At 54.2% G+C, this 18,711-nt stretch carries 20 protein-coding genes and 1 pseudogene; 4 read left to right on the top strand and 17 right to left on the bottom strand.

Annotated features, from left to right (window positions below; all coding sequences use genetic code 11):
• Positions 1-67: 67 nt before the first annotated feature.
• From OEL57_RS02970 to OEL57_RS02950, 5 genes are all read right to left on the bottom strand, one after another.
• Positions 68-550, bottom strand: a complete 483-nt coding sequence (locus OEL57_RS02970; protein WP_300736835.1) for a transcription elongation factor GreAB — start codon at positions 548-550, stop codon at positions 68-70.
• Positions 551-577: 27 nt separating this feature from the next.
• Positions 578-1,339 carry a SagB/ThcOx family dehydrogenase gene (locus OEL57_RS02965; RefSeq protein WP_300736832.1) on the bottom strand — a complete coding sequence of 254 codons (762 nt, stop codon included), beginning with the start codon at positions 1,337-1,339 and terminating at the stop codon, positions 578-580.
• A 30-nt stretch (positions 1,340-1,369) separates the two neighbouring features.
• A complete protein-coding gene (locus tag OEL57_RS02960) occupies positions 1,370-2,356 on the bottom strand; it encodes a serine/threonine protein kinase (RefSeq protein WP_300736829.1) in 987 nt (328 codons plus the stop codon).
• Positions 2,353-3,750: an ATP-dependent RNA helicase DbpA gene (gene dbpA, locus OEL57_RS02955; RefSeq protein ID WP_300736826.1), complete on the bottom strand. Its 1,398-nt coding sequence runs from the start codon at positions 3,748-3,750 to the stop codon at positions 2,353-2,355. The genes OEL57_RS02960 and dbpA overlap by 4 nt, the downstream gene beginning before the upstream one ends.
• A 296-nt stretch (positions 3,751-4,046) precedes the next feature.
• Complete coding sequence (locus tag OEL57_RS02950; protein ID WP_300736822.1) at positions 4,047-4,262, bottom strand: hypothetical protein; 216 nt, start codon at positions 4,260-4,262, stop codon at positions 4,047-4,049.
• Between the two features lie 166 nt (positions 4,263-4,428).
• On the opposite strand from OEL57_RS02950, the gene OEL57_RS02945 reads away from it, so the two are divergent.
• Positions 4,429-5,277 (top strand): mechanosensitive ion channel family protein, encoded by an 849-nt coding sequence (locus tag OEL57_RS02945; protein ID WP_300736820.1) that lies wholly within the window; start codon positions 4,429-4,431, stop codon positions 5,275-5,277.
• Positions 5,278-5,283: 6 nt separating this feature from the next.
• Here the strand turns inward: OEL57_RS02945 and OEL57_RS02940 are convergent, their stop codons facing one another.
• From OEL57_RS02940 to OEL57_RS02930, 3 genes are all read right to left on the bottom strand, one after another.
• Positions 5,284-5,805 carry a GNAT family N-acetyltransferase gene (locus OEL57_RS02940; protein WP_300736817.1) on the bottom strand — a complete coding sequence of 174 codons (522 nt, stop codon included), beginning with the start codon at positions 5,803-5,805 and terminating at the stop codon, positions 5,284-5,286.
• Between the two features lie 15 nt (positions 5,806-5,820).
• Complete coding sequence (locus OEL57_RS02935) at positions 5,821-7,083, bottom strand: DUF445 domain-containing protein (protein ID WP_300736815.1); 1,263 nt, start codon at positions 7,081-7,083, stop codon at positions 5,821-5,823.
• Between the two features lie 118 nt (positions 7,084-7,201).
• Complete coding sequence (locus tag OEL57_RS02930) at positions 7,202-7,435, bottom strand: DUF1653 domain-containing protein (protein ID WP_300736813.1); 234 nt, start codon at positions 7,433-7,435, stop codon at positions 7,202-7,204.
• Between the two features lie 199 nt (positions 7,436-7,634).
• Here OEL57_RS02930 and OEL57_RS16805 point away from each other — a divergent pair.
• A pseudogene (locus OEL57_RS16805) lies at positions 7,635-7,910 on the top strand (peptidylprolyl isomerase); the annotation flags it as partial.
• Positions 7,884-8,360 carry an SseB family protein gene (locus tag OEL57_RS02925; RefSeq protein WP_307726415.1) on the top strand — a complete coding sequence of 159 codons (477 nt, stop codon included), beginning with the start codon at positions 7,884-7,886 and terminating at the stop codon, positions 8,358-8,360. The pseudogene OEL57_RS16805 and the gene OEL57_RS02925, both read left to right, overlap by 27 nt.
• Positions 8,361-8,447: 87 nt before the next feature.
• Here OEL57_RS02925 and tsaA read toward each other — a convergent pair whose 3' ends face one another.
• Positions 8,448-8,969, bottom strand: a complete 522-nt coding sequence (tsaA, locus tag OEL57_RS02920; protein WP_300736808.1) for a tRNA (N6-threonylcarbamoyladenosine(37)-N6)-methyltransferase TrmO — start codon at positions 8,967-8,969, stop codon at positions 8,448-8,450.
• A 173-nt stretch (positions 8,970-9,142) separates the two neighbouring features.
• Here tsaA and OEL57_RS02915 point away from each other — a divergent pair, with 173 nt between their 5' ends.
• Positions 9,143-10,462 carry a diaminopimelate decarboxylase gene (locus tag OEL57_RS02915; protein WP_300736798.1) on the top strand — a complete coding sequence of 440 codons (1,320 nt, stop codon included), beginning with the start codon at positions 9,143-9,145 and terminating at the stop codon, positions 10,460-10,462.
• A gap of 116 nt (positions 10,463-10,578) precedes the next feature.
• Here the strand turns inward: OEL57_RS02915 and OEL57_RS02910 are convergent, their stop codons facing one another.
• The 8 genes from OEL57_RS02910 to OEL57_RS02875 all read right to left on the bottom strand — a co-directional run.
• Complete coding sequence (locus OEL57_RS02910; protein WP_300736788.1) at positions 10,579-11,049, bottom strand: DUF1456 family protein; 471 nt, start codon at positions 11,047-11,049, stop codon at positions 10,579-10,581.
• A complete protein-coding gene (locus OEL57_RS02905) occupies positions 11,039-11,167 on the bottom strand; it encodes a hypothetical protein (protein WP_300736786.1) in 129 nt (42 codons plus the stop codon). Before OEL57_RS02905 ends, OEL57_RS02910 begins: the two co-directional genes overlap by 11 nt.
• A 293-nt stretch (positions 11,168-11,460) precedes the next feature.
• The gene (locus tag OEL57_RS02900; RefSeq protein ID WP_300736784.1) at positions 11,461-11,688 is read right to left on the bottom strand and encodes a response regulator; all 228 of its coding nucleotides are present in this window, start codon (positions 11,686-11,688) and stop codon (positions 11,461-11,463) included.
• Entirely contained in the window at positions 11,688-13,667 is a 1,980-nt protein-coding gene (locus OEL57_RS02895; RefSeq protein ID WP_300736781.1) for a hybrid sensor histidine kinase/response regulator, read from the bottom strand. The genes OEL57_RS02900 and OEL57_RS02895 overlap by 1 nt, the downstream gene beginning before the upstream one ends.
• 32 nt (positions 13,668-13,699) lie before the next feature.
• Entirely contained in the window at positions 13,700-15,067 is a 1,368-nt protein-coding gene (locus OEL57_RS02890; protein WP_300736778.1) for a porin, read from the bottom strand.
• Between the two features lie 272 nt (positions 15,068-15,339).
• A complete protein-coding gene (locus tag OEL57_RS02885; protein ID WP_300736775.1) occupies positions 15,340-15,741 on the bottom strand; it encodes a response regulator in 402 nt (133 codons plus the stop codon).
• Positions 15,742-15,841: 100 nt separating this feature from the next.
• Complete coding sequence (locus OEL57_RS02880; protein ID WP_300736772.1) at positions 15,842-16,981, bottom strand: M20/M25/M40 family metallo-hydrolase; 1,140 nt, start codon at positions 16,979-16,981, stop codon at positions 15,842-15,844.
• Positions 16,982-17,077: 96 nt separating this feature from the next.
• Positions 17,078-18,711, bottom strand: a 1,634-nt coding sequence (locus OEL57_RS02875) for a DUF4836 family protein (protein ID WP_300736769.1), incomplete at its 5' end; no start/stop codon positions are given.

Here is an 18,711-nt window from a genome sequence, read left to right as displayed (position 1 = left end):
CAAGAGTTACTTATCTACTCAGCAGACGACACTGCCATCCGAACGCCACCCTACGGAAACAGATCCGTTACACAACCTGCACTACCGTAAAGGCCGTAGTCAGTGCATGATCCTCAGTCTGCAGTTCATCACCAACCTGCTTACCCAACAGACTGCGTCCCAGTGGAGAACCGGGAGTAATTACCACTATCTCACCAGCGGCAGCAGGAATCTTCATCCCACCGCCATAGGGACCAAGGAACAGTCTGCGCTGATTTCCCTCTTCATCCTCCAGGATCACCAATGCAGACAAGCGGATCGGACTCTCGTCATCAAAATTCTGCAGCACAAGATTACGATACGCCTCCAGTGCAACCCGGATCTCCTGGGCACGGTTGGCCTGGCCCTGGGCAATATAGGATGCCTCCAACGCCGTGGTATCATACTTGTTGTCCGGGGCGCACTCTTCATGGGTGGCTGCCTCATGGGCCGCCTTTGCAGCAGTAAAAAACAATTTCAGATCAGCCTCAAGGGTACTGATGATGATCGCAAGCAGTTCTGTTTTGGTCATAGAGTCAAATTATTCCATCAGACAAGGTTATTTACTACGTTTACCAACCGGCGAAAGATAGACCACCAGCTCGTTATCGCCATCCGCGCCGATCAACTCATCAGCCAGGTCCTGATCATAGGCGGCAATGGCACAGGTACCGCAACCGATTGCGCCACAGGCCAAATAGAGGTTCTGGCAGACATGCCCGGCATCCAGCGCAATCACCTTTGTCGATGCCTCGGCATAACGCCACTCAGTACGGGCCGGAATCGCACTCCAGACAAAGGTTACGGCAGCCTGCCCGGCAAAACGTTGTCCTCGCGTTGCAGCGGTTACTCGTTGCGCCAGGTCACCAGACGCAGATTCAAGGACCAGGGCGTGATCAAGAGGCAGATAACGATAAAGACCAGGCAAGAGCCCCTCCACCCGCAGCACCACCAGATAGGTCTCAAAGGGGTGGCGACATCCAGCAGAGGGGACCGTTCGCAGCACTGCCGCCTCGTGCAATTTCTTACGTACCCCCTGAGTACTCCAGAGCAGAAAGGCCAGTTCATCCTGTGTCAGCGGAATATCACTGAAACGGCGCTGGCTTTCCCTGCTGGCAATCGCCTCAACCAGATCATAGGAAGGAATATTCCAATCAGCACGTTCCGGCAGACTGATCAGCTCCGCTCCATCAGCAACCGGTTTCTGCACCGGCGGCGGTTCTTCACCCTGTGATTGAGGGGTACCCCACCAATCCACCAGATCCCTGACCCGGTCGGTAAGGAACCAGCGCCCCATCTTCTTACTGAAAGCAGGCTTCATAGACAGTACCTCCTGTCATCAATCCAGCCATTACAAAAGTTCCAACGGTGGTTCATCCAGGGCTGCCAACTGTTCGCGCAGCTCAAGGATATGCTCGCCCCAGTAGTGCATACTGTTAAACCAGGGGAAGGCGATCGGAAAGGCCGGGTCATCCCAGCGGCTGGCCAGCCAGGCGCTGTAGTGCAGCATCCGCAGGGTGCGTAGCGGCTCGATCAACCGCAATTCAGCCGGATCAAAGCTATTGAATTCCTGGTAGCCCTCCAGCAGCGCATCAAGCTGCACCAGCTTGCGAGGGCGGTCACCGGACAGCATCATCCAGATATCCTGCACTGCCGGTGCCATCCGGCTGTCATCAAAATCCACAAAATGGGGGGCATTGTCACGCCAGAGGATGTTGCCGCTGTGGCAGTCACCATGCACCCTTATGAAGCGAACCTGCCCGGCATCCGACAACGCCTGTTCAATCTTCTGCAGCAACTGACCGGTTAAAATCGTGTAGCTTTCACGATACTCGGGCGGGATAAACTGTTCGCTGATCAGGGCAACGCTGGCATGGCCAAAGCTGGCACTGTCCAGCACCGGCCGCTGCTGAAACGGCCTGACTGCGCCGATCCGGTGCATTCTACCCAGCATTCTGCCCAGGATCAGCAGATTATCCAGATTATCAAACTCCGGGGCATGGCCGCCCTGCTGCGGATAGAGGGCAAACTTGAAATGGTGATACAGAAACAGGCTTTCGCCAGCGGCATTACGCCAAGGGGCCACCACCGGCAGTTCATGCCCGGCCAGCTCAAGGCTTAGATCATGTTCCTCAATAATCTGCTGATCGGTCCAACGATTGGGACGATAGAACTTGGCAATCAGCGGCCTGCTGTCCTCAATCCCCACTTGATAGACCCGGTTTTCATAGCTGTTCAGGGTCAGATTGCGACAATCGCAGCGGAAGCCCTGACTCTCCACGGCATCCATGACAAAATCAGGGGTAAGCTGCTGAAAAGGGTGTTTAAGTGATGTCATGGCCGGCCTCCTGAGCCGATTCTGCGCACCTTGAAGAAACGCCCCTTGATCCGGTTACCGGACAGACAGCCCAGGGCCTGATCAACACTCTGGCGCACGACAGCCACATAGCTGTGAAAATCAAACAGATCAATCCGGCCCACCTCACTGCCGGCAATCCCGCCTTCGCCGGTCAGGGCGCCCAGAATATCTCCGGGCCGCAGCTTGTTTTTGCGGCCACCATCAATACAGAGCGTAACCATGGCAGGTGCAGGCGGCCTGCCAAATACCGGCGCCAGCGAAGAAAGTTCCTGCAGGGTAATCCTGCAGTCCATGTTCTCTTCCATCCCCTTGATCAGGCGGCTATCCCGCCGGGAGACCAGACTGATGGCCAGCCCCTGTTCACCTGCCCGGCCGGTCCGGCCAATGCGGTGGGTATGCACCTCCGGGTTACGGGACAGCTCAAAGTTGATTACGGCGGCCAGATCCTTGATATCAAGGCCCCGGGCAGCAACATCGGTTGCCACCAGCACTGAGGCACTCTTGTTGGAAAAACGGACCAGCACCTGATCCCGCTCCCGCTGTTCCAGATCGCCATGAATCGTCAATGCAGCAAAGCCGCGCTCTTTCAACCCATCAACCAGCTCCTGGCAGTCCAGCTTGGTATTGCAGAAGACCAGGCTGGATTCCGGGCGATACTGCGCAAGGATACGGGCCACCGCCTCACTGCGTTGATCCGGCTCTACCTCGTAAAAAATCTGCTCAATCGCCCCTGCTTCGTGGTCCTCATCCACACTGACCTCAACCGGTCCGTGCTGAATCGCCGCACTCATCTCGGCAATCGTATCCGGGTAGGTGGCAGAAAACAGCAGGGTCTGACGCCTGACCGGGGCAGCGGCAATCAGGCTGCGGATGTCATCCTGAAAACCCATATCCAGCATCCGGTCCGCCTCATCCAGCACCAGGGTCTGCAGACTAGACAGATCAAGGCTGCCCCGCCGCAGGTGATCCAGCAGACGTCCGGGAGTGCCCACCACCACGTGGGCACCATGCTCCAGAGAGCCTAGTTGCGGGCCAAATGGTACTCCACCGCAAACGGTCAACACCCGAATATTCTCCGTAAAGCGGGCCAGACGTCGCAGTTCTTTAGCCACCTGATCAGCCAGCTCACGGGTGGGGCAGAGCACCAGCGCCTGCAACCGTAGCACAGCGGCATCAAGCTGGGTTAACAGACCGATCCCGAAGGCGGCGGTCTTGCCGCTGCCGGTCTTGGCCTTGGCAATCACGTCTTTGCCAGCCAGAATCGGCGGCAGGCTGTGGGCCTGAATCGGCGTCATCGCGGCATAGCCCAATGAAGCCAGATTCTTCAGCATGGCTGGTTTCAGATGTAGTGATGAAAATGCGCTAGCACTCATTGTCTGTATCTCTCATTCTGCGCCAAAAGACCACAGAGGCACCCCCTGTGGTCTTTTCAGGCATCGCTCAAAACAGAGCGGTTCAGATTATTTCTTGTCAGCTTTTTTGATCTTCTTTTCAGCCTTTTTCTCTTTAGGAGTCTTGGCCGGTGCCTTCTTGGTTTCTTTCTTGCTATCCACGCCTTTACTCATAACGGTCCCTCCTGTCTGGTTGGCTATGCTTGGCCCAGCTACATCCGAACGAGAGACAAGTATACCACTCTTCAGGGTCAGGGGCATGATTTATTCCTGCATGATCAGCAGACCGCCTTATCCAGCAGAGGCTTCAGAAATTTGTCATAGGTGGCCCGTTGCCTGGCAGACAGCAGTTCAAGATTCCCCTCGTTATCCAACAAAAAGGTAGCCACCCCGATCACCGTTTTGGCCAGATAGCCGGTGCCTTCAACAGCAGCTTCAATTTCATCGCCCCGCTTGCTCAGCAGGTTTTTCAACAGACGCAGATCCAGTTCCATATTCAACACTCCAGTCGTATGATGCGTGCAACCATGTATATTCTTATCAGGCCAAAACCGTTGTCAGTCAAGCTTCTGAACGCTGTTGATACGGCACTAAACGACTCATCAATTTTTTGCTGCCGCAATGTTGCGCACTCCCCCATCCCATGGTACGCTTGTTTACATGACCGATACTACTCTTGCAAAAAAAGCCGCAGCCGTTACCTCACCGGAGTTGACCGACAAGGTTGTACTCTATTTTATTGAACACGGGATGCAGATTCTTACCGCCATTGTCCTGATGGGCGCAGGCCTGTTCATTGCCCGCTGGGTCGGTAACCTCATGCATCGCTGGCTAAAGTCAAAGTCCTATGATGAACCGGTCAGCAACCTGATTGTCAAGGTGGTCAAACTCCTGATCATCGTATTCATCGGGGTCATGTCACTTGGTCAAATGGGGGTGCAGATCACGCCGCTTATAGCTGGAATCGGCGTGGCCGGAGTCGGTGTCAGCCTTGCCATGCAGGGCCTGCTGGGCAACCTTGTTGCCGGGCTGACGATTATTTTTTCAAAGCCATTTACCACCGGTGAATATATTGAACTGCTTGGGGTCTATGGCCAGGTCACCGACATCTCACTATTTTCCACCACCCTGCTGCATACTGACAATTCCCGCGTGATTGTGCCCAACCGGAAAATTGTTGGTGAGATCCTGCACAACTACGGCACTATCCGCCAACTCAACCTGACTGCAGCCATTGGCTACAATGCGGATATCACCCAGGCCCTGGCGCTGCTAAATGCAATCCTACAGCAGAATCCTATGGTTTTGGCAGAGCCGGTGCCTGCCGTGGGTATAGCTGCACTGCATGAATCATCCGTTGTCCTGGCGATCAAGCCCTGGGTTAAGGTTGATGACTTTGTGCCTGCACAGGCAGCGATCTATCAGGCGGTGATTGAACAGTTCCGTGACCAGCAGATCGAAGTCCCCGTTCCCCGCAGAAATATCCAGATCTTGAATCCTGCCCCCTGATACACCTCAGCGTGGCCGACGCTTTTTGCCCTGCTTACCGGGCGGCAGGGCAGCGGTCTTGAACTCCGGCTCATAGCCCACTTCAAAACCAACGGCGCTGCTGTTACGCATACTCAGAAAATGTGCATTATTCAGATCAAAGGGGCAGACCGGCCGATTACACGGTTCAAAACCAAAACGTGTAAAGTAGGCTGGTTCACCGAACACAAACAGGGGCTGGCTTTTGATCTCGTCCTGGCGCAGGGCAAACCGGAGCAGCTCTGATCCCACCCCCTGCTTCTGGAAGTCCGGGGCCACTGCCATGGGGGCCAGATGCAGACCGCAGACCTGCTTACCGTTGTAGGCGTTGGAAAAGGCGATGTAGGCGATGGCTTTGTTGGTGTGGATACAGACCCACTCGTGGATCGTGCGGCTGTTTTCGTGGAACTTCTGCACCAGCAATGTTTCGTAATTGCTGTCGGGAAAGACACGCTGCAGCAGGGCATAGACCTTGGGGCGGTGCTCCGGTGTTACTTTCTGGATCTTCATACGCTCCTCCTATAACTAGGCCAGCAACAACGCCAAGGCATGCAACAGCAGGCCGATCACACCACCCACCAGCGTACCGTTCATCCTGATAAATTGCAGGTCAGAACCGATTGAAAGCTCGATCTCGTTGCTGTAATCAGCGCTATCCCAGGTCTGCACCGTACCAGCAATATGCCCGGCAACGGCATTGCGAAGCCTGTCTCCGTAGTGCAGCACCAGCTTTGCAAGGTACTCATTCAGTGAATCTTTCAAGCCCTGATTGTTGGAGAGCGTCGAACCAAGCCCGGCAACGGCGGCCGTAATCTTCTGCTGCAACATTGAATCAGGTTGCTGCAGTTCATGCTGCAGCCAGCCCTTCAGATCATTGCCGATACTCAGTGCGTACTCAGTAATGGTCTGGTTATGCAGAATCTCCTGCTTAATCCCCTCCACCTTGGTGCGTAGTTCCGGGTCAGACTGCAGCCGGGCGATAAAAGTCGTCACCACCGTATCAAAGCTCTGGCGCAGCTCATGGCCGGGATCAGCATTGACGTTCTGGATAAAGTCGTTGATCCTGCCAGCCACCTTCTCACCAGCCCCCCGGGTAAACTGTTCCCGGTTGGGAATAAAGACACTCAATATCGGATACTCTTTGGTGACCATCTCATCAATCGAGCCGGCCAGCCTGGCCTGGGCCTGCTCGGTGGCAAGCCAGGCTGCAAAACGGTTCAGCAGGTCATCCAGCACAACCTGATGACGATTGTCATTTCTCAACGCCTGCAGCATCGCCCCGACAGAACCGGCAAGATCAAACCGTTCAATCCGGTTACTCAGGGCTGCCCGCAACCACTGCTGTACCCGCTCATCATCAATAAAATCCAGCGAGTCCGCCAGCAGCCGGACCCCCCCTTTGGACAGGTCAGCTGCATGCTGCTGTGCCATCAGGTAGCCGGCCAGATGTTCAGCCGGGTTATAGGCCCGTAGCTTGGCGATCAGGGTATCGCTTGCCAGAAACTTGTCCCGGATAAAATTGGCCAGATTCCCTGCAATGACCCCCTGCTTGTTCTTGATGATGGCGGTGTGGGGTATCGGCAGCCCCAGAGGATGGCGGAACAGAGCCACCACCGCAAACCAGTCTGCCAGTGCGCCCACCATGGCTGCCTCGGCAAAGGCGGCAACCCATTCCCAGATGCCATGCCCTTTCTGCAGACGGGCAATCACAAACAGCACTGCTGCACCAATCATCAGGCCGGTGGCGATTCTCTTGTTTCTGGTTAAAAGCCTTTTTCTATTTTCCACAGGTTCTCTCCAAGACCGTTCTTATGGATACTGATAAACAGAAAAAACCGCCTCTCGGGTGGAAGCGGTTTCCAGTTTACAGCCTTTGTATGGCATGCCCGGGGCATTTTTGTCAACGTCAACCAGCCAGTTCCGTGCTAATCAGCTCAAAGCGCTGCAGTTCGCGCCCGTCAACCGACACGGTTTCCAGAAACATGGCCAACGGCCGCACCCACAACGAATTATTGTCGTACAGGCAGCGATATACCACCAGCCGTTCATCGGTCTCGCTGTGACGGGCTATCCCGACCACTGCGTATTCACCACCTTTGTAGTGCCGGTATCTACCCGGCAACAGCTCCTGTGTGCTCATTAGCCCCCCTTTTATATAGCATCTGCTTTTTTGAGAATGTTTCTTCGCATCGGCAGCATACGCGAACCGGAATCGGAATAAAACGAGGATGACCACGGCGCCTGTCTCTAAAAATGTATATGTACTCAAATGCTGCCGGTTGCCATCCCCTGTTGATTCAGCTAGTATGCCGAAAATTTTTCCCGTTCAAGGAGCCTACATGCCTGCTACTGCCCGCCACATTCTCGTGGACACCGAAGACCGCTGTCTGCAACTTAAATCTGAAATAGAAGCCGGTGCTGATTTTGCCGAGGTTGCCAAACGCGAATCATCCTGTCCCTCCGGCCAGCAAGGTGGCGATCTTGGCAGCTTTAATCCCGGCCAGATGGTGCCTGAGTTTGACCAGGTTGTTTTTACCGGCGAGCTGAATAAAGTGCTTGGCCCGGTCAAGACCCAGTTTGGCTACCACCTGCTTGAGGTTACCAGCCGCACAGAAGCAACACAGCACGCGCCTCAAACAGCAGGTTCCCTTGATCAGGCGCTGGCAAACCTGCGTGAAAACATGTCTGACGCCACCAGCCAATCAAAGTTTTATGACCTGTTCCTCAACACAACCTTCTGTGTGCCCACCCTTGATCCAAAGGATCTTGAAGAGGGCGTTACGCTTGAAGAAGGACAGGTGCTGCCCCTTATCATTGATTCGGAAGGAAATGACTACCTGATGATCTTTGACAGTGAAGAACGACTGAAGGGTTGGGCTGGTACCGATGTCAAATGGATCGGTGTACCGGGCCATGTCATTGCCGCTACTACCATGCCGCCGCTGCATATCGCCATGAACGTTGGAGCTGAATACTCAAAGCAGTTTCTCCCTGATGAGATCGCCTGGCTGCGTGAGGTGGTGGAGCAGTGCAATAAAGCAGGGGCAGAGCAGCAGGCTGGTTGAGGAGTATAGCCAACGCAGCAGGTTGCTGCGATTTAATCAGTCAAAAGGCGGCCTTCAAGGCCGCTTTTTGCATACACAAGCATCCCTTCAACGTCTGGGCTTCTTCGGCCCTGGCGCAGAATTGAGTCCCTGTTCAGCATCAAGCTCATCGATCCAGCCAGCCCTGGCATCTGGAAAGGCATCCGCATAGGGTACATACGGCTTGATATCCAGCACCGGTGTGCCATCCAACAGATCCACAGCGCGCAACGTCAACCTCCTGCCTTCAATCACCACCAACTCCACCGCCGTCAGACCAATGGAATTAGGTCGATGGGGAGATCGGGTGGCCAGCACTCCCCGCTTCGGCCCGCCCCGTGGCGGCTTGACCGTACTCTTCCAGCCCTCACTCAGATGAAAGGCAAAGATCAGCCAGACCCGCTCAAAACAGTTCAGATCCCGAATAACCTGCTCATCCAGCCACTCTGCAAGCTCCAGCGTGGCCAACGCCGGTTCCCCGCTTTCTGTACCCTCCACCACCGTACCTTGATGGGGAGCGTCAATGCGGCGGGTATAGGGCGAACGCAGGATGCCGATCGGGCGATAGCTATAAAACATTTTCTGAATCATGACTGGGATGCTAACGCAAGCCCGGCTTTGCAGCAACAGGAATCAGTAAAACTTCAGACAGCTATTGCACCCCATCGTCTTAAAATGGTAAAAGATCAATTCATCTCTTTGTACGGTTTTAAGGAGATTGTAGCTTGCTGATTCAAATTAGAAACCACTACGAGGTTAAAAACATGTCCACAAATCAGTTTGGACCAACAAAACTGGACGCAACGATTATCCCCCAAATAGCCAAACAGTGGGGCACACCGGTCTATCTGCATGATCAAAATTACATTGAAAACAGCTGCGAACAGCTGCTGAACATGCCCAATGCCTTTGGTCTGCATGTGCGCTATGCCATGAAGGCCAACTCTGATCGCACCGTGCTGCGGGTGGTCACCAGCAAAGGGCTGGATCTGGATTGTTCATCGCTGGATGAAGCTGCCCGCGCCCATGCAGCCGGGGTTCCCTTCAGCCGGATGATGCTGACCACTCAGGAAGTTCCTTCTGGCGAAGAGCGTATTGAACTGGAAGAGATGATCAAGGCTGGTTTGAAGTACAACGTCTGCTCCATGCTGCAGTTCAGCCTGATTGCCGATTTTGCCAAGGCCAATAACGTAGACCTCTCCATGCGGGTACATCCCGGCGCAGCCGGTGGTGGTGAAAGTGCCACCCGCGACACCGGCAGCGAATATTCCTGCTTTGGCGTCCACTTAAACGACGTTCCCACGGTAAAGGCCCAGGCGGATGAGCTGGGGCTGCGTTTTACCCAGGTCCATGTACATATCGGTTCCGGCGGCGACCCGGAAAAATGGCGCCAGAACATTGACCGCGAACTGGGTTTTGTAAAGACCTACTTCCCTGACGCAACCACGGTCAGCTTCGGTGGCGGTTTAAAAGTAGCCCGGATGCCGGGCGAAAAACAGGCAGACATTGCTGCACTGGGCGCCTATGCCAAGCAACGGATTGAAGAGTTTAAGGCAGCCACCGGCCGTGAACTGCAGATGGAAATTGAGCCAGGCACCTTTGTGGTGGCCAACTCCGGCCATATCATCACCCGCATCATCGACAAAAAACTGACCAATGAACTTAACTTCCTGATCGTTGATGGTGGCATGGAACTGCTGACCCGTCCGCTGCTGTACGGCTCAGAGCATCCGATTGCCATTGTGCGTCAGGACGGCACCCTGCTCTCCAGCGAGTATGACCAGGCTTCAGCAGAGGGACTGAAGTCCTTCGGCATTGTGGGGCGCTGCTGTGAAAGCGGCGACTCAGTCCGCCTGGACAACGACGGCAACATTGTACCGGTGTTGATTGCCGAACCGGAGATTGGTGATTATGTCGTGATCGGCGGCACCGGAGCCTACTCCGAAAGCATGTCGCCGGAAAACTACAACTCCCACCGCAAGCCGGGTGCAGTTATGAAGACCAAGAGCGGTGAACTGGTGCAGATCCGCAAGAAACAGGTCCGGGCACAGCTAACCGAAAATGAACTGGATGTAACACTGTAAAAGGTCAATCAGCCGCAGACAAAAGAGGCCAAGGGGTATGCATCCCTTGGCCTCTTTTTATGTAAAATAGTCTAAAATTGACTCTGAAGCCACATGAACAAGTTTCAGCCCGTCGGTCACACCTTCCGGTAACGCCGGGTGAGCCCCTGCAGAAAATTCCGCAGAAACTGGTCGCCGCATTCCTTGTAGTGCTTATGCCCCTTGGTACGAAACAGGGCTGTCAGTTCCGGCTTCGAAAGGGTGACATCCGCCAGCTTCAGGATGGCCAGCATATCTTCCTCCTTCAGCTCCAGGGCGATGCGTACTTTTTTCAGGATGGCGTTGTTGTTCAGCAGAGGATCGGCCTTAGGCGGCTGACCACTCTCCCCCTCCCGTCGGCCCCGCTTCTGAACGATCAGGCCATCCAGAAAAAAGGCGAGCAGCGGATTGCTGCAGGGGATGAACTCCTCTTCGTCCTCTTTCTTCAGCAGCTTTAACAGGGTTGACTGGTCCATGGAGCAACCGGAGAGCTTAAACATCTCGATCATGTCGGGGTTGCTGATATCAAGGGCGAAGCGGAGCTGACGCAGTACATCATTATTGTTCATGGGGTGTCGTCTCCACGCTGATACCATGCTTGCGGTAAATCTCTTTCATCAGCATGCCGGTCTCAGCTTCTTTAAAAATTGTAGTGATCTGGATTGTGGTGAAACAGGTCTTCTGCATCTGAACCTTCTGGCAATTATTCCGATTCCAGATCAAGGATGATATCAAGACGGCGAGAAATTCGGCAACGCAGGCGTACACGCAGTACGTCGAGGAGCCGATGACGAGCCAACGAAGATAGGGCCTTGATATGGAATTGGAATTACTCGTGCCAGAAAGCTCTACTTTTAATCTGTTTAAATGCAAGGGAAGTGTACGAAAGGGCCAGCTGATTTGCAAGAAAAAGCAAAGGCGGCCGATTGGTCGCCTTGTGAGTTACGCATACGATTTCTTGTCATAAAAAAACTATCTTCTCATTCCGCTGTTGGCTTCCCCATCCATTGAATCAGCTTCTGCAACAGCTCTACAGCATTAATCGGTTTGCCAACATGGTCGTTCATGCCGGCCTCGATGCAGAAGGCCCTGTCTTCTGCAGTTGCAGCGCCTGTCATGGCAATGACAAGTATATCTGCGCCGTTAGGAAGGCGCCGGATCAGCCTGGTGGCCTGAATGCCATCCATCTCCGGCATCTGCATATCCATCAGCACTGCATCGTAGCGTTGTTTTGCAGGGCCTGCAATGCTTCGCCGCCATGTGTAACAGCCGTAACCCTGAGTCCGGCCTTTTCAAGAAGCTCCTGCACAGCATACCGGTTTACCTTGTTGTCCTCAACCAGCAGAATTTCTGCACCATGAATCGGCCTGGCACGTTCATATATTGATAATGGTTGTGCCTCAGGTTGCTGCCTGATGTCTGTATCCCCCTGCACCAGAAGCCGGATGGTAAAGGAGAAAGAACTGCCCTTGCCCAAGGTGCTGGACAGGGTTATAGCGCCACCCATCAGCTGTACCAGCTGCTGTGAGATGCTCAGACCAAGTCCGGTTCCGCCAAATTGCTGTGCAATGGAGCTGTCGGCCTGGGTATAGGGATTGAAAAGCTGTTCTGACTGTTCCGGGGAGATGCCGATACCGGTGTCAGTTACAGTGAAACAGATGCTAACCGTGGTATCAAGGCGTTCCAGCTGCCTGACCTGCACAATAATGCCACCGACTTCAGTAAACTTGACTGCGTTGCCCACCAGATTATTCAGCACCTGCCACAAACGCAGTTGATCCCCCACCACCCTGGCTGGCAGGTTTTGATCAAGATCAACCGCAAAGGCAAGTTTTTTGGCCTCTGTGGAGAGCTGAAACAGATCAGAAACCTGTTGCAGCAACTCCTTGAGTGAGAACGGTTCATGTATCAGTTCCAGCCGGTGTGCCTCGATCTTTGACAGATCGAGTATGTCGTTGATAATGCGTAGCAGCGATTGTGCTGCGCTCAGCAGCTTTGACAGATATCCCTGCTGCCGTTCGGTCAGATTGCTCTCAAGGGCTATCTGTGCCAGCCAGATAATAGCATTCATTGGTGAGCGAATTTCATGGCTCATATTAGCGAGAAAGGCGCTTTTTGCCCTGGTTGCCGATTCAGCCTCTTCTCTGGACCTGTCGGCACTTTGCCTGGCGCTGCTCAGCTCTTCATTTTTCTGTACCAGCATACTGTTGGTCTGTTCAATTCTGCGAATCTGGTTGATCAACAGTCTGGTCAGCACCGTAATCAGCAGGAGAAAGGCACTGTAGGTGATAATATCTTTGGCGAGAGTAGCCTGCCAGTCAGCAAGCACATGTTTCTTGTTGAATGACATGATGGCAACTGCAGGGTAGCGATCAAGACGATGGTAGGAGGTAATGCGGGGCTGGCCGAACACGTTGGACTGTTCTGGCTGATAGGTTCCGAAAGGCTCTCCCGAATAACGCTCTATCTGGGCTGCACTCATCTTCTTGCCGGTTGCATACACATTGGCCGGGTCAGGCACCAGCATCAGGTAGGAACCGGACATCAGTGCCAGAGAGTAGCGCGCGTTGCGGTCATCCGTAAGGTCGGTATACAGCTTTTCAAAGTAGCCGACATCAAGATATGCCACCAGCATGCCGGCAAATGCTCCGGAAGGTGTATTGAGTCGTCGCGAGAGGGTGATGCGCCAGTTGCCGTTGATCTTTGACTTGAACGGAGGCGTGATGAACAGGGCATCGCTTTTAACGTTCAGGTGGTGCTGATAGAACAGGCGATCATTTACGCTGAGAAGTGGCGCGTTAACCAGAGAAATGGCGGTAATCTGCCCTGACGGGTCTGCAAACACCAAAGAGGAAATCTGGGGGATATTTTGAATGTCTTCACGCAGCAGCTTTGTCAGCTGGTCATGGGACAGACTGCCTGACCGCTCAATCCGGCGCACCTTTTCCTTCAGGATATAGTCAATTTCAGAAAAGGCACGCTCGGCATGTTCCTTCAGGGAGCGTGCATTTGCCTGTGTCTGCAGTTCTGCAGCCTTGAGGATAATCTGCCGGCTGCGATAGCTCTTCCAGGCGGTATACGCGGTGCTGAACGTGATGATCAGACAGACGGCAAGAACGACAAATCGTCTCAACCGGATATACCCGCCATCTGAAAAGTCAGCAGTTTTTTGAGGCTCTGTACGCATAGGGCACTTTCTTCTTCAAGCAACATTCAGGATCAGAACTTGACCCGTACACCGACAGTGCCGACGTTGATGTCGGAAACAGGAGCCAGACTGGCTGACCTCTCAAGAGCATGTACCCGGTACTGAACGTACAACTCTGTTGCATACTGCTCAAACGCCTGAACGACGGCAGCACCAACTGAGGTGGCCCTGTCACCGTCTGCATAGCCATTGCTTGTCCTTGTGTAATCAAGGCCGAAAGCGGTAGATCCCAGTCTGGTGAAATGAGCAATCCATCCCAGCTTGGTATACAGATTTGTCCGGTTGCCGGCAGCAGTCCGTTCCAGCAGTGATCCTGAAACCGTAACGTTCAGGCCTGTCTGTTTGTGCAGCAATGAGAAGGAGCCGTCATACAACAGGCGGGCATCCGGTAGTGTTGAGTAAGTAGCAGTCCCCTTGGTGTTTACAACGGCAAAGGCACCAGCCCCCTGAAAGCCGTAGCCTTCACCACCCCAGTAGAGGGCAATGTCGGAGCGTTGTCCGGCTACCAGTGAACCGGCCAGACTGAATCCGTAGAAGCCGGGAGAATCATAGCGCAAGCGGCTTTGTCGGGTAAGGCCGTCACCGTTATTGAAGACATCGGAAATCTTCAGTCTGGTAAGTGCCCTGGCGCCGTTCTTTTCTCTGAACAGCATCCCGCCGGCCATGGTGTAAATCTGGGAATACTGGACTACACTGGTTTTGGAGAGGTCGGCCTCAGCAGTCGTGTTGGAGGCGGTGTCCCCCTTGCCTATGGAGAGTTTGCCAAACCTCTTGCTGGCAAGGGATACTTCAGCCCAGCGCTGGTTGAAATAATCACCGTAAACCTGGCTTGTCTGCGAGACTCTTGTTGAAATATCCGGAGCAACGGCAATCTCAATCCTGGTGCCAAGAGACAGGTCATCATTAATCTTAGCGCTGCCCACGAGCCTGAACCTGCTGTTGCTGCCGTCGTTGTCCACATGGTAGATCCTGGTGCTGACGCCGTCACTGGCAACATTCATGGCCCTGTTAAGCTGTCCCGAAATAGCCAGCCTGATCCGGTCGTTGCCGGAGGTGACAACGGGCGGAACTGCTGCTGCGAGTTGCTTGTGTATCAGGGGTTTTGCCGGTTTATCGGTAGCAGCAACAGGTGCTTTGACGGGAATGGGGGGGGCTGTTTGTTGTAGTGTCGTTACCTGTTGCTGAAGCGCTTCCAGTTTCTGCGAATGCAGCCGGATCTGCTCAGCCTGCTGCTGCAGATGCAGCTGCTGCTGACGAATGGTCTCCTGCATCGTCTGCAGCAGGGCATGATCAATGCTGACCGGTTCTGCAGCGTGAAGAGGGGTTCCCCACAGTGCGAACACCATCGTCAGCAGTGCATGTCTGGTGTAAAACGGCATGGCGAAGGCCCTCCGTCCTTTACTGAGAACGTATTGTTTCTGCAGCATACTCCCATTCTGGACTTTAGAGTTACAGGCATCCCTTCCCATTGAATTAATGGGCATTGTTTCAGCTCTTTGGCTTTCAATGTTTTGTTTAGTTACGCGGCCTGCTTCATTTTCAGGTCCGGCTTGCCATCGTCCTGCTGTATTGGTGGTCCGAAAATTCCAGGTTTTGAGTTCCAGAGGCTGCGAATACTGACCTGTCCCCAAAACCTTTGCAGTCCCCAGCACTAAATCAATCCCTGGATTGCAAGTTCATTCAGCAGCTTTTCACGATCAATCGGCTTGGTACTATATGCCGATGCCCCGCAATCAAAAAAGGAGTTCAAAACCGTTGTCGATGTGCTATCAGCCGAGATAATAATCACCTTGCTTTCCAGATCCGGTGGCACTGCCAACGCTGCTTCAGCATCACGAATATGTTTCAGCACCATCAGGCCGTCCATCCCGGGCATGTTTATGTCCAGGCAGATCAAGCTATAGTGAGACCCCTCAAGATGTCCTTTGTCAAAGCAGCAGAGCGCCTTCTCACCATTCGGCGCTATGTCGCACACAAAGTGTTCTTCCAGTATCACCTTCAGAATAAAACAGGTGGTAATCTCATCATCAACAATCAGACATCTCTTTTTCATTCAGTATACCTGCAATTCAGCCATGAAGTAACGGCACCTATTCCATACCAAATATTACGGGAGGCCGCAATCGACGATTCTGCAGAGTGGCCTGGCGAGACTATGCGGGCGACAAGGGCTCAGTCCCACCGGACAGAATGGCTGCCACCCACTGGGCCAGCAGCGTCAGCTGTTCCACCGGCATCCGTTCTTCACAGGTATGCACCTTCTCAAAACCGCAGCAAAGCACAGCCGTAGGAATACCGCATTCATTAAAGAAATTGGCATCAGAACCACCGCCGGTGGATCGGTGACGCACCGTCAGCCCCAGACTCCGGGCGGCTGCATCGGCACGACGCACCGGTGCAGAATTTGAATCGAGTTGATAGGAACGATAGTTGGAGCGCACACTGATCTCCACACGCCCCCCTGCCGCCATGGCTGCATCTTCCAAAGCCTGTTGCATTGTCGCCACCTGCCCGGCAAGGCGGACAGGATCGGTAGAACGTGCCTCCGCACTAAGCTCACAACGATCCGGCACAATATTGGTCGGCCCATCAGCCCGGATACTGCCGATATTGGCAGTGGTCTCGTCATCAATCCGCAGCAGCTGCATCCGGGAAATGGCCGTGGCAGCGATCTGGATAGCCGATATCCCTTCTTCCGGGGCAATGCCGGAATGGGCCGCCCGTCCGTGGATCACGGCAGACAGGCGTACCTGCTCCGGCGCCTTGACTACAATCTCACCCACCGGTCCACCGGCATCCAGTACAAAACCGCAACGGGAAACCAGTTGCTTCATGTTAAACTGCTCTATCCCCAGTAATGACAGCTCCTCAGCCACGCTGAAGACCACCTCCAACGGCGGATGGGGCAACCCCTGCTCACGGAACAGCGTAATCCCCTCCAGCACCGCTGCCAGACCGGCCACATCATCGGCCCCCAGCACGGTACTACCATCGCTGACAATATACCCGCCCGCCAGCTGCGGCTTCACCCCGCAACCGGGTACGACCCGGTCCATGTGGCAGGAAAACAGCAGCGTCTCGCCAGGTCCAGTCCCCGGTAGCGTGGCGTACAGGTTGCCGGCGTTACCGCCAAGCCGCGCACCGGCATCATCTTCATGCACCGTAAAGCCCAGCCCGCCCAATAGCGTGGTCAGGCGATCAGCCATGGCCCGTTCCCGGGTTGACTCGGCATCAATGCGGCACAACTCCAGAAAGGTGTTCAGCAGACGTTTGGCGTTAATATCAGGTGTCATGGGCAGTATCCGTCTTGATGAGGTCGTTGTTTAACAGGGGTTTATGATACCTGCTCCGGTACTGGCAGGCAAGTTACAGCAATGCTACCAACACGGCTATTGGGGGCCACTGTTGAGTTTAGACTTCCGCTCGGCATACTTCTGTTCGCCGATGAGAACGGATATCTCCGCGACCTGGTAGAGACTGTTTTTGCTCTTGTCACTAAATACGAGTTCACCTTTGGTAAGTGTCTGTTCCTTCTCCAGGCGAGAGATAATACGCAGTTCCTCAAAACGGTTTTTAAGCTGTTCAAGAGATGTGCTACCCGGCTGACGCTCTGAGAGTGCCGCAAAAAGCGGAGACAGTTTCAGTTCCAGGAGATAATTGGCACCAATCGCACGTTCCAGCAGGGCGGTCTGCATAACCGGTCGAGCGGTTTTATTTCTTTCCGCGAGCCCCAGGGCGACATCTTTGTGTGTCGATATGGCGACATAGCCATTGTCAGCAACAACATAAAAACCATTTCCTGAATCGATCCGGTATATTTTACCGTCGCGCCTGACATGTGCAGATTCCGGTGATCCCTGAAGTTTCTGGTGTAGCAGCATGACCGCCCGGCTGTCCGGCCTGACACCGAGTGCGATCGTGCCGTCCAGCTTCGTCTCGCTGATCGTAACGGAAGGGTGCCGACTGCCGGGATACTCGTTTCCGGATGATCGTTCCTGCCGGGACATGCCTTCAAACACCACGCAGATCTCACCGGTAAAGGATTCGGCAATCTGCTCCATGGTAAGCTGCGTCAGCTTCTCAACAAAGTCATCCAGCTTGCGGTACTGATCCGGGTTTGACTGACGAAGATCATCAAAGACCGCGGCAAGCTGGATGCGGCTGGCCAGGAAGCCCTGATAACTGTCCGTCGGTATGCCGGCCAGAAACTCCCTCGTCGGCGAGGCGACCGTTCTAGCAATCTTATCCAGCAGTGCCCGGCCGCTGACGCGGGCATCCATAGCAAGCCGCCCCTTGTCAAAGTTAAAGGCAATCCCCATGGAACTGCCGCTATATACCTCCGCTTTGTACTGAGATCCTTTCAAAAACGGCGTCTGTGCCATCTGCCCGGCTATCTTCTCCAGGTCAAAACTGATCAGGCAGTCATCCTTACCGTCAAGCCACTTCTTTTTTAGCGGGTCGCTGACAATACTCTCCTCTTTCTTCAGCGCCATAATCGCCAGGGCCCGTTGCTTTCCCATCCCCTTCCTGCCACCGGAATAAATCAGGGCGTACGACCCGTTCCAGCAGAGCCAGCCATTCTTCTCAAGCCTGAGGACGGAGACCCCAGCTTCAGAGGTGGGTGCCTCTGCTTTCAGTCTCTGCAAAAAACCGGCGAACCGGCTCTTGTCGCTGATGCCGAAAAGCACACCACTCCCGGAAGAGTTACTTTCCGGGGAATCAATGAACGCATAGGCATCTTCAGCCAATTCGATACCGCTCTCCCGGACCGGATTTGCCAGCAGTTCATCAAAGCGGGGATACAGTTTGGCACCAAACTCCAGCAGTTTTTTGTACACCGGATCGCGGGTAGCACCTTTTAGCCCGGTCTTGAGGAAAATCCGGGCGATATTGCAGCGTGTCACGGTCAGCGCCGACCGGGGGATATGACTGGCGTGGGTCGGCCGGATATGGAAAAAGAATTTACCGGCGCTGACTATCTCTGCCGAATAGAACAGACCCGCCACCACCAGCAGCCAGATTA

Source organism: Trichlorobacter sp. (genome assembly GCF_030247655.1).
Taxonomy (GTDB): Bacteria; Desulfobacterota; Desulfuromonadia; order Geobacterales; family Pseudopelobacteraceae; genus Trichlorobacter.
This window is presented reverse-complemented; position numbering and strand designations above follow the sequence as displayed.